This window comes from Ruminiclostridium josui JCM 17888 (genome assembly GCF_000526495.1).
GTDB classification, from domain to species: Bacteria; Bacillota; Clostridia; order Acetivibrionales; family DSM-1351; genus Ruminiclostridium; species Ruminiclostridium josui.
Map to the genome: position 1 here is coordinate 1,190,712 of NZ_JAGE01000001.1, position 11,981 is coordinate 1,202,692.

Annotated in this window: 13 protein-coding genes; 1 reads left to right on the forward strand and 12 read right to left on the reverse strand. The window is 43.4% G+C overall.

Annotated features, from left to right (window positions below; genetic code table 11):
• Window positions 1–41: 41 nt before the first annotated feature.
• The 12 genes from K412_RS0105520 to cpaB all read right to left on the reverse strand — a co-directional run bounded on the left by K412_RS0105520 (window position 42) and on the right by cpaB (window position 10,195).
• Window positions 42–476, reverse strand: a complete 435-nt coding sequence (locus K412_RS0105520) for a prepilin peptidase (RefSeq protein ID WP_034847197.1) — start codon at window positions 474–476, stop codon at window positions 42–44.
• Window positions 454–3,675: a DUF8195 domain-containing protein gene (locus K412_RS22290; RefSeq protein ID WP_024832182.1), complete on the reverse strand. Its 3,222-nt coding sequence runs from the start codon at window positions 3,673–3,675 to the stop codon at window positions 454–456. The genes K412_RS0105520 and K412_RS22290 overlap by 23 nt, the downstream gene beginning before the upstream one ends.
• Window positions 3,675–4,157, reverse strand: coding sequence for a hypothetical protein (locus K412_RS0105530; protein ID WP_024832183.1), 483 nt, complete (start codon window positions 4,155–4,157; stop codon window positions 3,675–3,677). Before K412_RS0105530 ends, K412_RS22290 begins: the two co-directional genes overlap by 1 nt.
• Before the next feature lie 20 nt (window positions 4,158–4,177).
• Window positions 4,178–4,660 (reverse strand): DUF4320 family protein, encoded by a 483-nt coding sequence (locus tag K412_RS0105535; RefSeq protein ID WP_024832184.1) that lies wholly within the window; start codon window positions 4,658–4,660, stop codon window positions 4,178–4,180.
• A 46-nt stretch (window positions 4,661–4,706) separates the two neighbouring features.
• Window positions 4,707–4,916: a hypothetical protein gene (locus K412_RS0105540; RefSeq protein ID WP_024832185.1), complete on the reverse strand. Its 210-nt coding sequence runs from the start codon at window positions 4,914–4,916 to the stop codon at window positions 4,707–4,709.
• 89 nt (window positions 4,917–5,005) lie between these two features.
• Complete coding sequence (locus K412_RS0105545) at window positions 5,006–5,215, reverse strand: hypothetical protein (RefSeq protein ID WP_024832186.1); 210 nt, start codon at window positions 5,213–5,215, stop codon at window positions 5,006–5,008.
• A gap of 93 nt (window positions 5,216–5,308) precedes the next feature.
• The gene (locus tag K412_RS0105550) at window positions 5,309–5,560 is read right to left on the reverse strand and encodes a hypothetical protein (RefSeq protein ID WP_242835538.1); all 252 of its coding nucleotides are present in this window, start codon (window positions 5,558–5,560) and stop codon (window positions 5,309–5,311) included.
• 52 nt (window positions 5,561–5,612) lie between these two features.
• Window positions 5,613–6,518: a hypothetical protein gene (locus tag K412_RS22685; RefSeq protein WP_242835540.1), complete on the reverse strand. Its 906-nt coding sequence runs from the start codon at window positions 6,516–6,518 to the stop codon at window positions 5,613–5,615.
• 12 nt (window positions 6,519–6,530) lie between these two features.
• Window positions 6,531–7,226 (reverse strand): hypothetical protein, encoded by a 696-nt coding sequence (locus tag K412_RS0105560; RefSeq protein ID WP_242835542.1) that lies wholly within the window; start codon window positions 7,224–7,226, stop codon window positions 6,531–6,533.
• Window positions 7,227–7,441: 215 nt separating this feature from the next.
• Complete coding sequence (locus K412_RS0105565; RefSeq protein WP_024832190.1) at window positions 7,442–8,830, reverse strand: ATPase, T2SS/T4P/T4SS family; 1,389 nt, start codon at window positions 8,828–8,830, stop codon at window positions 7,442–7,444.
• Window positions 8,827–9,564, reverse strand: a complete 738-nt coding sequence (locus tag K412_RS0105570; RefSeq protein ID WP_024832191.1) for a CpaE/TadZ family protein — start codon at window positions 9,562–9,564, stop codon at window positions 8,827–8,829. The genes K412_RS0105565 and K412_RS0105570 overlap by 4 nt, the downstream gene beginning before the upstream one ends.
• Complete coding sequence (gene cpaB / locus K412_RS0105575; RefSeq protein WP_242835544.1) at window positions 9,554–10,195, reverse strand: Flp pilus assembly protein CpaB; 642 nt, start codon at window positions 10,193–10,195, stop codon at window positions 9,554–9,556. The genes K412_RS0105570 and cpaB overlap by 11 nt, the downstream gene beginning before the upstream one ends.
• A gap of 485 nt (window positions 10,196–10,680) precedes the next feature.
• Here cpaB and K412_RS0105580 point away from each other — a divergent pair, with 485 nt between their 5' ends.
• Window positions 10,681–11,970, forward strand: a complete 1,290-nt coding sequence (locus K412_RS0105580; protein ID WP_024832178.1) for an IS110 family RNA-guided transposase — start codon at window positions 10,681–10,683, stop codon at window positions 11,968–11,970.
• The last annotated feature ends 11 nt before the right edge of the window (window positions 11,971–11,981 follow it).

An 11,981-nucleotide genomic window follows, 5' to 3' on the forward strand; every position in this document is an offset into this window, starting at 1 on the left:
ATCAAAGCACCTCCTTGTCCTAATAAATTTGTGCTTTCACATTATCTTCCGTTAATCAAAGCAATACCGGCATGAATAAAAAAGCCGGTACATAAGAATACTGCCAACGGAACACTTTTCTGCCGTGTTAGCTTTGAATAAAGCAAGGCCGGTAGCAAGGCAAAAAAGAGAATGGAAGTAAGTCCATATAAGCCAAAGCTAAAACCAATTGCAGCCGTAAGCTTGATATCACCACCGCCCACGCCGCCATATTTCATGGCAAGAAACAACAGGCAGATGCCTGGCAGCAAAAACCCCGCAATTCGCTGCATTAGTGTGGGCTGCGGCAAAATAAAAGCGGACATTATGCCGAGCAAGAGAATGGCTATCCATGTCCAGTCGGGAATAATCCGCTTCATATAATCCATTACTGCTGCCCACAATAGAGGAACAGCAAAAAGAAGTATTATTATATCAGTTTCCAGTAGTGACATCATCGGAATACATACTGTCCACTACGTGAATTTTTAGTTCCCCTCCGGTAATCCAGCGGGACAGCGTACCTCCGGGAGTATGCACATCGGTAACAAGAAGCTGTACTATATAGTCCCTGTTATCCGGGAACCACAGCGGTATGTAATGTTTCCTGTAACGGAAGGGAGATGCGGGATTTTCCTTAAAGATAAATTGACCGTTTTCCTTTATTAAAGGGATAGCGGTTTCATAGCGATATTCCGGCAGATAGACTTCTGCAGTCTGTGGAGCAGTAATCAGCTCCGGCCTGTCATAATTGGTGTCAACATAGGCTGTAACACGGATTGAGTATCCATAGCCTGACTTGAGAAAACCTTTAGCTTTTGTATCATATTCCAGCACAGCGTTTACCTTCAACTCGGCATAGAATTGCCTCCATACAAACTTTCCACCCTCATACCGCTGCTCCCACCATGTCACCCTGGGCTGTTCACTTCTTTTCGGCGGGTTAGGCAATGACCGGCTTTCCTCCGGTTCTCCATAGGATATATTCTTTATCACAGCCTTTTGAGTATAAGTGTTGTTTTCAGCAGTGCTTTCATTTCTCAGCGACTGCTCAGGATTAATAATCGCAATCAAGGTAACATTTTTGTCAGCCTGCACATTAGGAGTGTCCCAGCGGATGGATACAACATTCCAAGTATCCCTTTCCATTACTATCGCATCAATTCGCTTTGACAAAGACAATTCAGGTATTTGAAACAGTACAGTAACATTTTGTCCCGGTGTAAAGTCCAGGCTGCCTTTGTTGGATACTTTAACAGTGGTTATAACAGACTGGTTTTCCTTATACTCATCGGGGGTGATTCTCTGTACATCCAAATCGTAAGGACGTTCCAGTACCATGATTTCCGCCGAAACCTGATTGTTGCCGGTATTGCTGTCCTTGTAGCCTGCAGGTGCGGACACCTTAGCAGATAAACGAATACGCTCTCTTTTATCTCCAGCTGTTTTTGTTACAAGAAAGGCTTTCTTTTCAAATGCTTTGAAATTAGATGTACCGGGCACATCAGGAATCTTCTTACCGTTAATGGTGACATTTAGCTCAACATCATACAAATCCTTGTCGGTGGAGTTGGCGAAGTATACTGTAAAGCTGTATTCCTCATGCTCATATACAGTCGGGGGAGACGACAAATTTACCCACACATCGCATAGGTTTACTATGGTAGGTATCTCAGGGTCATCCGGATTGTCAGGTTTTTTTGGCTCATCAGGATTATTGGGGTCATCAGGTTTTTCAGGGTCATCCTGATTATGAGGCTCATCTGGTTCGTCGGGTTTATCTGGGTCATCCGGTTCGTCAGGATTGTCAGGGTCGTCAGGATCATCTGAATCATCATCAGGTTGCTTAACAACTTTAATGCTTGAAACAGCAGTATTGTTGATGATATTTACATCCCTAAAGCCTTCCGGTGCCTCCACATTAGCCCACAAGCCATAAACCTCACCTGCACTTCCAGCATTATCTGTAACAGTATAAGCTTTTGTCTCCCGGGGCTTGAAATTGGCTAATTCGTGGATTTGCGTCAATGCAATCTCATTATTTTTTCCCTTTAAGTGTACAGCTTTTAGTTCTACATCAGTGTTATTGGTAAAGCTTACGGTATAGCTGTAATTCTCATGTTCATATACCGTAGGCGGTGCAAAGATACACGCAGACAGATCGCAAAGATCAGGTAAACCTGGTGGATCATCTGGTTCGTCCGGGTTATCCGGATTATCAGGATTATTCAGGTCATCGGGATTATCCGGGTCGTCAGGATCATCTGGATCATCAGAATTATCAGGCGTTTCATCCGGTTTGGGGTTAACTATCCGTATAACTGCTGTAGCCGTGTTGTTGTTAAGATTTCCGTCTATAAAGCCTTCAGGCACACCAATGTTTGCCCACAAGTGAATTTCATCGGCATCAGTATCAGCCGTACGTTTAACATCATAAGTTACACTTGAATTGGGTGAAAAGTCCTTCATCTCAGGTATTCCTTCAATCAGAACTTCATCTATCGTGCCTTTCAAAGGTACATCATAAGCTGTACTCGTTCCGCTGTTCATGTAGATTATAGTAAATGAATAGCTGTCGCCACGTTTCACTGTAACAGGGGCACGAATGACAACCGATAGGTCGTTGCCTTCACATGCTTTGAACTTAAAATAGAAGTCTGCTGCTGGAATCCTGTAATGAATATTCTGCGTGATACTGGTCTGCGTTTTATTTTCTCCGTCATAATATTCATCACTCTCCGGTGTATAATCCCATTCGAGCCCCATGTATTGAAAATTGCGGGACAGCAGCACATCATCCTTGGTGAAAGTAACAGAAGTAGTCTGATAGGGATAGAGCAGCTCCGGCACTCCCTTGTCCTGAGCAGTGAGCTTACCGTAAACCTTCTGTTTGTTCACATCGCACCAGGTAGCCTCTATGTCAACTTTAACAGGAGCCTGGTAGGATAGTGCTGTATTTCTCATGGTTTCAAAGGCTGTTAGACTTTTAGGTGTCCAGCCGTAACTGGTGGTCAGTGTTTCAAATTGCGTATTGGTATCATAGGTTCCATATATTTTGCCGGAACTGAAATTGTGAATCTCCACAACATTGCTGCCTTTTAGTGTATAAGTCCTCCCGTCACACTTACCGATCCACCCGGCAATCCGTTCCTTTTCATAGTCTGCAACGGTATTTGCATTCACAAGATCAATTCTCTGCGGCTCCGGGAAGGTCTTTATAAGCGTCTCTCCATCATATATTTCTCTGACATTCATTCCGATGGTGCGATACCGGATGTCGTAGACAGCTTTCACTTGAAAAATAACATTAGCTGTGATGGTGAGGACTGCACCCTGATCTGTTTTTGCTGTTATTGTATACGGGCCGCATGACTCCTTATTCTCAACAGTCAAAATATATTTCGGTGTTATCTTTATGCTCTGTCTACCATATTCCAGTTGAATATCTGTAATTGTCCCGATTTTTGCCGTTACTTGAATTGAGATTTCCTCCGGAAAATGCTCTATGGCTACCATACCGCTTTCGCTTTGCAAGCTGTCTATTGGAGAGGTAATATTGATTTCAATGTCACTGTTTACTGAAGCAAATGCTTTGCCCGAAAGGAGCAGGCAAAATATAAAAACAAGCGATACGGTATAAAATAACTTTATTTTCATTAAAAACCTCCTTCCTCAATTCTTGTATTAACGCTGGATATTCTAAAGGGAAGCCTCACATCGCCGGTCAGAAAACTGAAGATACTGCGGGTCTTCAGTGCCCCCTCCAGCGTCAGCCGGGGCGGAATGTCGGTAGCATTAATGTGCTTTATTTCAAGCTCGTAAACCCATTCTTCGTCGATATATTTGCTTAAATCCGCATCAAGTTTCATGCTTTCATGCAGGTACTCATATAATCTTTCTTCCGCAAGGGCGCTGTCCATCCTGGCATGACCGTCCCTGCGGTATTCGTCCAGCATGGCATATTCCACTGAGGCATTCACACCCCTTTGAAGGACATATTCCACCTGCTGGTACAGACTTTCCATACGGAAATATTCAATCAGGATAGCTGAAAGCGTCAGGATGAAAAAGACTAGAATCACGATGAAAATAAAAACATCGCCCTTACGGTTTTGCAAAATGTATTTATAGCTGTTCACGTCCATCCTCCTCAGCAATCTCAGTCGGAGAGCTTCCAATACTTTTCCGACATACCGGTAATGCTTACTCTCATAGGAATCATAATCTTAACTGGAGGTGCAAAGGATGGTGTAAAGATGGTAAATGGATGACTGTATGTCATCGTAATCGTGAAGGTATCCCTTAACTGTATTTTCTGACCGTCATGGTAATTCACATCCTCGACGGTCATCTCCGGTGAGAGGCCGGTCTGCTGCTTAAGCCGGTAGAAAACATCATAGGCTTTATCTGATACCTGTCCCTCCAGTTCAACTACCCGTACAACACGCCGACAGATATGGTTCAAATTAAGGTAAGTAGTGAAGATACTCAAAAAGCTCAAAACCGTAACCATGAGTGTAATCACAACCAGTGTTTTAATCATCAGGTCAAAATAGCTGCTGCCTTTTCTGTCGTGAAGGAGTCTTTGAAAAAGCAGAAGGGGAGAATTTCTCTCCCCCGTGCTTTGGTGCCTGCTGTTCATATGCGTTGCACCTCCCGCATCTGCAGGTTTACCTTTAATTTTTTCATCAACTCAGTAAACCGGTGATTTTGCTGACGATACTGTTCCAGATCTGTGTTATGGAACCTTGATACAGTGTCATGAACACCGCACCTACTACTACAACAATCAAGACCACGATAAGCCAACCGGTCATCTGGTCGCCGGACTTATTTGCCAATATGTTTTTGCCCTTTAAAGTTGCTATTCTCATTTTGTTTTTCAAAGCAGTCATCATAATTAATCCCTCCATTATTCTAAACTTAGTTTTAATTTAGGGGGGAGCAGAGCTCCCCGAGTGTCATGAGCCTTTAGAAGCAATTTCGTTTAGTTCAAAAGGCTGGTAATCTTGGTGACAATGCTGTTCCAGATTGTAGATATTGAATCCTTATACAGCGTCAGGAAGACTGCACCAACCACCACAACGATCAGGACTACGATGAGCCAGCCGGTCATCTGGTCACCGAATTTGTTTGCCAAAACATTCCTGCATTTAAGTCCTGCCATCCGTATTTTGTTTTTCACTGTTAAAAGCATAGTAAATACCTCCGTTAATTTAGATTTTGGTAAAAGAAAAAAGGGAAGCCATACTGGATATGCTCCCCCTGTACTGCTGCCTTTTAGCTGCGATTAACTTAAAAGGCCGGTGATTTTGTCTACAATGCTGTTCCAGATAGTGGTGATAGAGCCCTGGTACAACGTCATAAACACTGCGCCTACTACCACAACAACCAGCACAACAATAAGCCAGCCGGTCATCTGGTCACCCGACTTGTTTGCCAGAACATTTCCGGCATTCGATATAGCATTTGCAATGCGTTTCCTCACAGGATTTGCCCTCCTTTCTTGCGTAATAGAGTTTGTAGTTGTAGTGTTTCTCACAGGTAATACCTCCTGAAATTGTATTTTGAAAAGGGTGATTCCCTTTTTCACATTAAAAAAGGCTCCCCATTGATCTAATCATGTGGGAGCCTATAACATAGAGCAGGCAGGCAAGCGTCACAGCCACAAGGGGTATGGATGCAATCTTGACCCTTCGTGGCAGCTTATGAAGTTTTTTTCTGAGTGCTTCTCTGGCTTTGATGTCCATATCTCTTGCAAGGTATGCCAGAGCTTCTCCCTGATGCTCGCCCCGGTACAGCCCTATAAGGGCATTCACTAAAAAAGATACTTCTGTCATTCCAATGCGTTCATTGAAATTCCGGAGAGCTGTTTCAATATCCTTCGCTTTCATCTCCATGACCAAAACCGAGACATCATAGTGGAATACATCACTGGCTACCTTCAGGTAATCTTCGAATATCTGGATTAAATCCACCTGAACAACTGCCCTTTTACTATCATCCTTAATGTCATCTAGCTTATACAGGATGGAACGGATAAAACCCGGAAGCTCTATTTCGATCCGGTTTTTCTTTTCCTTCATCTTGTCTTTAAGGTCTGTCATGAAGTGGAAGTACACCACTACCGCAAAGATTAGAACTACAGGGGCAAGGTTTGCCGCTCCAATGGCAAAAAGGAGCAAGGCAAGCGGTAATGTAAAAAAAGCACATAAAATAGCTCTTGCGTAATATTCTTTCGGAGTCAGTTCAAGCCCTCCGCGCCTCAGTGTAGATGCCATTCTTGCTTCCTTTACCGGGTCAATCGGGATGAACCTTGCAAGTGGCTTTGATAACGGCATAATTATCCGGTTTACTAGCCGCTGGCTTGATTTTTCCTTTTCAGCCTGCAAGATTTTGATGTTCTTTTTCATACTAAGCTTCGGGATTTTAAGAAGCTGCCTGCATATTAAAAAGCCTGCCGAAGTCAGCAGGACAAATATAATAAACTGATAAAACAAAGGAAAACCTCCTTATCTGTTTGACGGTTTAGTAGCCTTCATCACATAAAAGGCTGTAGCGAGAGCTGTTAAAAGCATGAGAATAATTAGGAACTTACCTATGGCAGTCTTGGTGAGAAGTGAAAACCACTCGGCATTGGAAAAGCGCATCATAGGGATCACAGAGAACATGAGTCCTGCCGTCATAAGATAGTCACGCCATACCTTTACCATCATACTGTCACTTTCAATCTGCATGGATTTAGCATCATTCATGGCCTTAATGATGGGAAACAAAGCAAATTTCAGTCTTCGGTCATGATGGCAAAGGATGAGGGTTTTTACCCACTCTGTAAAGTACCTGTTTTTAACTTTAGCTGCCAACCGATACAGTCCATGCTCCACATTGGGATTGATAAACCGAATTTCCGACACAAATTCATCAAAAGGTGTAGGAATTCTTAAATGTTCTGGAATATACCGATTCTTTTCCTCCACATAGGTTTCCACTGCCTTAATTATGTCATTATTTCCTGCATAGGCATTGGTAATGATGGACATGGTGTTTTCCAGCCCTTCGATTTCTTCCCTTGCTGCCGTAGAACTTCTCACTGTCAGATATAAATACGGGGCAGGGAACATACAGGCCGCCATTACCGCCGCCAGGCTGGTATTATCAAATAATAGGGTTCCTGCAACAAAGCCACCTGCTACTGATATAAGGATCATAATGACAAATTTTCTCGTAGTGCACCGAGTCTGACGAAACAGGGTTTCAAAACGTATTGAGATTCTCTCCGTTACTTTAAGCTTTGTCCCCACCAGATCCATACGACGTTTTTTCAGTAGATTCTGCTCTTTAATAAACGGGTTCAAATTAAGCAAGAGAATCAGGGAAAGGCTGATGAGTGTGAAAACAAGGACATAAGATATATAAATCAGATTCATTCTGCTCCCCCTTTCGTAAAGCGAAGAATCTCTTCTTGAGGGACACCGCCTATCAGCAGTTTTTCCGCAAGTGCCGGGGAAATGCAACCTAAACGCTTATGGGTGCCCACAGCCTTAATAATCTTACCGTCTTTATCCCGTTCATAATGGTCAATAACATATTTATATAAGGTATTTCCTGTTACCTCACCATTTTCTACCCCTGTAGCCTCAAAGATTTCCATGTATTTGCGGGATTTGTCCGGAAGCTGCATTTTGAAAAGCATAATGGGAAAAGCTTCAACAATGTTTTTCAGAAGTCTTTCTTCTGATAAGGATGTTCCTGCCTCAAGGCACATTGTAAGGATTCTGTCGTATGCCGTCCGTGCACTGTTGGCATGGAGGGTACTGACAATGGTGTGCCCTGTCCGTCCGGCTTCCTGCACGGTCAATGCTTCTTTTCCACGCATCTCTGCAGGTACAAGGATTTCAGGATGCAGCCTTAGTGATAGTTTCAATAAATCCAGCATGGAAATAGGATTAGGTTCTTCCTTGGTTAAAAGATGTATGACATCATTTATCATTACACCGTTTTCATCAAACTTTGCCAGTGACAGTTCACGGGTGTCCTCTATTGTGACAATGCGTTTGTCCGGAGGTACACAGCTTAGTATGTATCCCATATCAGCGGTTTTCCCGCTGCCGGTTGCTCCGGCTATTGCAACTGATACGCCGTTATTAACACATAGAGTCAGAAAGTCCAGTTCCTCTGCTGTAGCCGTATCCCACTCAATCAGATTTTCCCTTGTAATGAAAGAGGGCTTTTGTTTTCTAATAGAGGCAATGGCTCCCGCATCTGGGTCAACGCAGGGCGAAATAGCTCCCGACATTCGGACACCTCGTGCAATGAAACTGTCTCCAATAGGTTTTGAGCCATCGAGAATGACATTTCCAAACCGGCTCATCTTTCTTACAATATTGGAGCAGGCTTCGGGTGTACCAAAGGTTTCATTGAGTCGCACCTTTCTATCCCTATACAGTACCCAAATGCCACCATAACCGTTGACGTTTATTTCCTCCGTGTCAGTATCCTGAAGATATGGTGATAACAGTCCCATACCCGCCATGTCATAATATATCGCGTCTACCAATTCAGAAATGTTGCCTTTATCCTTTGCAACCAGCTGCTCACTGTTTAAATAGCGCATGATTAGGTCTTTAAGCTTTTCCTCGGCTTCCTCCGAGTACAACACCTGGGCAAGCTCCGATGAATGATTCTTCGCTATTATGCGCTGCAGTTTATCAAGAATTTCGCTGTAATCCTGGGCCTGCATACTCTCACCACTGTCGGAACGCAGTTTGTTAGCCCGGTAAATCAGGTCATTTACTGAAAATCCATGGTTCACCTCTTTTCACCTCCACAAATCGAGGATGCGATTTTCTCCAGTACCTTGCTATAACGTCTGCAGAACCGATCATGGTAGGAATACAGCGGTGTCCCGGCATTCTCAAGTTCTCCTGCCCGCTTGATATATGGCAGCTCATAGGCAAAAGGCACTTTCATCATACTTCGATAGGCTTTATCATCAAATTCACCATTAGGAGACACAAGAATATGAGTCTGCTTGTCTGCAATATGCAGTTCCCGGGTAAAATCGGAAACACTCCTGTACCACATTTGGGCTGCTATTGAGGGCTTATGCAGGGTAAATATTCTTTCAGCCAGCCAGAGGCCTACTCCGGATATCGGGTTGGTCAACTCAGGGGCACCATCCACGATGAGAATATCAAATACCATCGTTGCGGCCTTCATCATGCGTTCAGTTTCCTGAAGAGTTACGGTATCGCAGAGAAGCCCGGTATAGCAGGTAGGCACGGATAGAAAAAACAGGTTTTTACTCCCCTCGTAATGGCTAAACTTATCTCCAATGTTTGGGTTATCATCTTTTAATGCTTTATAAAGGCCTATCTCAGGAGGAACATTCTGGCCGAAAAAAACTTGCAGATCTCCATATGTCAAATTTGAGGAAATGAGTCCTACCAGCATATCACGTTTAGAAAGTGCACAGGCCAGGTTTACTGCGAAAGTTGTTTTACCGCAATTATTACCTCCCCAAACAGTATAGGTTTTACCGCTCATGGCCAACACCCCGTTTCTCAAGGATCATGTGCAGTTTCCCTGTATATTCGGCTTCGATAAGTCTCTCTGCCTGCGCTTCTGTAACAATTAGTGTTATAGCCTTTGGAACCGGATCTCCGGTAGATGACTGACTCTCAGATTGCTGCTTTCGTACCTCTGCAGTATCCTGTGTGCGGGCGTTTTCCACGCTGTAAACCTCCAGTCCTTTCAGCTCGGGATAGAGGATAACCTGCGGGGAAGAATCCTCCCCGTCGGAAGCCTGCTCCAAAAATACGGCTACTGTTACTATATCGCCGCTTTGCAGGTGAGAAGAAAGTCCAGCTGCAACGCTTGGTACGCTTACAGTTACCAGCCTCTGATTATTTTTAGCAATACGGTCAAATAGCTCATTTACAAGGAATACGTCGAGTTTTTGGGGAAAGAAATAATCTCCTTTTGCAATATCAGTTAGTGCAATCTTTCCTAAGATTGAATTTTTATCGTTGATAATACCTTCCGGCAGGCCATATTGTCCTACTTCTACAATTGCAAGGTGCTTATCCGTAATCTCTGTTCCAGCCTGTATATCTCCTGATGCCCGCAACACCATGACCGTTGCGCTTTTATCTTCATAAAAACGCGGCAAAAGCACAAAAGAAATTACCGCTGCAATGATAATGCAGATGATGCTTAAAAATATTCGGTTTTTCAGTAGTTTCAAATTGCTCCGTTCCTCCTTGTACAATTATTTTGTATTAAATCAGTGACCAAAGCCACTGTTCGACCCATTAAAAGTCATAGTTAACATAACACTTCAAATTTTATTCTTTTCCAAACATCAAGCACATCATCCGGCTTCACATCTTAGCCATTATGCCAGCGTTTGTTGGCCTGAACTTTGACAATCATGTATAATATCTTCCGGACTTGGAAGGTGTGTGTTTCACCTCCTGGGACGGACCTTGGCGGGCCGATTACCCGTATGAAAGAGTATTTTTCCATTCCGGTAAGTCTACATGATTTGGCTGGTTGAGGCCAGCTTTTTAGCTGGTTCCTCGTGTCACATGCAAGGTTGTTTGCTTACATGAGAAGGAATGGAGGCTTTTAAGTCCATTAATTTTTTAAGGAGGCATTTTGATGAATTTCAGACCTATTGCAGGAATCGATGTAGGTAAATTCTTCAGTGAGATGGCAATTCTTTCTCCATCCAATGAAGTGATTGCCCGCATGAAGATCCACCATGATTCCAGTTCTGACGTTGAAAGAGTCGTTGAATTACTGAAAAAAACGGAAAAGGACTTTGATTCTAGGCCTTTCGTCGTCATGGAATCCACCGGGCACTATCACAAAATCCTTTTCCATTCACTTTGTAAAGCTGGATTGGAGGTCTCCATCATAAACCCCATCCAGACTGATTCTATCAAAAATATTGGAATCAGAAAAGTGAAAAATGATAAAGCTGATGCCCGGAAAATTGCCCTGCTATACAGATTTCAGGAGCTTAAAACTACTAATATCCCCGATGAGGATATTGAATGCCTGCGAAGTCTTTGCCGACAGTACTACAAGCTCTCTGACGAACTTACTGCCTACAAAAACAGGCTTACGGGTATTGTTGACCAACTCATGTTAAACTTCAAGGATGTATTCCCCAACATCTTTTCAAAGGCTGCTCTTGCAGTATTGGAGAAATATCCTACGCCTGCGCATATTCTTAAAGCGAACAGGAACAAGTTGATTGCACTGATCCAGAAGAATTCTCGCAGAAGCCTTAAGTGGTCAACTGCAAAGTATAATCTTTTGGTCTCCAAAGCCAGAGAGTTTGCGCCTTTGACTGTTCATAATTCCTCGAACATTGCTATGCTGGGTGTCTACATATCCATGATCAGAACTCTGGAAGATAACTTGGCGAAGGTCCTAAAAACCATTCATCTATTGATCGCTGAAGATATGGCAAAGGATATGCCCATGCTAGCATTAACTCTTGAACTTTTTCAGAGCCTGCCAGGTATTGGCCTTCTTACTGCTGCCACCATTCTAGCAGAAATCGGCGATTTTTCCGCTTTCTCTAAGCCGGGAAAACTGGTTGCTTACTTTGGCATTGACCCCTCTGTGATGCAATCCGGAGAATTTACCGGCACACGGAATAAAATGTCCAAGAGAGGTTCCAGGCTACTTCGCAGGGTTCTTTTTACAACTGCTCTTGCCAATATCCGAACTAAGCGGAATAAAGAGGCTTGCAACCCTGTATTACTTGAATTCTACAAGCAAAAATGCCAGAGTAAACCTAAGAAGGTAGCTTTGGGAGCAGTTATGCGTAAGATCATCATTTACATCTTTGCTGTTCTAAGGGACAGAAAACCGTACCAGTTACGCAGTCCTCAGGAACATGCTCAGATATTAGCAGCAAAGCATATAGCAGCTTAGCAGTACCTGCA

Bases quoted from the DNA above. Each gene is read 5' to 3' on its own strand.
- K412_RS0105535 (WP_024832184.1), bottom strand. From the start codon at position 4,660: ATGAACAGCAGGCACCAAAGCACGGGGGAGAGAAATTCTCCCCTTCTG.
- K412_RS0105540 (WP_024832185.1), bottom strand. From the start codon at position 4,916: ATGATGACTGCTTTGAAAAACAAAATGAGAATAGCAACTTTAAAGGGC.
- K412_RS0105545 (WP_024832186.1), bottom strand. From the start codon at position 5,215: ATGCTTTTAACAGTGAAAAACAAAATACGGATGGCAGGACTTAAATGC.
- K412_RS0105520 (WP_034847197.1), bottom strand. From the start codon at position 476: ATGATGTCACTACTGGAAACTGATATAATAATACTTCTTTTTGCTGTT.
- K412_RS0105560 (WP_242835542.1), bottom strand. From the start codon at position 7,226: ATGATCCTTATATCAGTAGCAGGTGGCTTTGTTGCAGGAACCCTATTA.
- K412_RS0105570 (WP_024832191.1), bottom strand. From the start codon at position 9,564: ATGAGCGGTAAAACCTATACTGTTTGGGGAGGTAATAATTGCGGTAAA.
- K412_RS0105580 (WP_024832178.1), top strand. From the start codon at position 10,681: ATGAATTTCAGACCTATTGCAGGAATCGATGTAGGTAAATTCTTCAGT.
- K412_RS22290 (WP_024832182.1), bottom strand. From the start codon at position 3,675: ATGAAAATAAAGTTATTTTATACCGTATCGCTTGTTTTTATATTTTGC.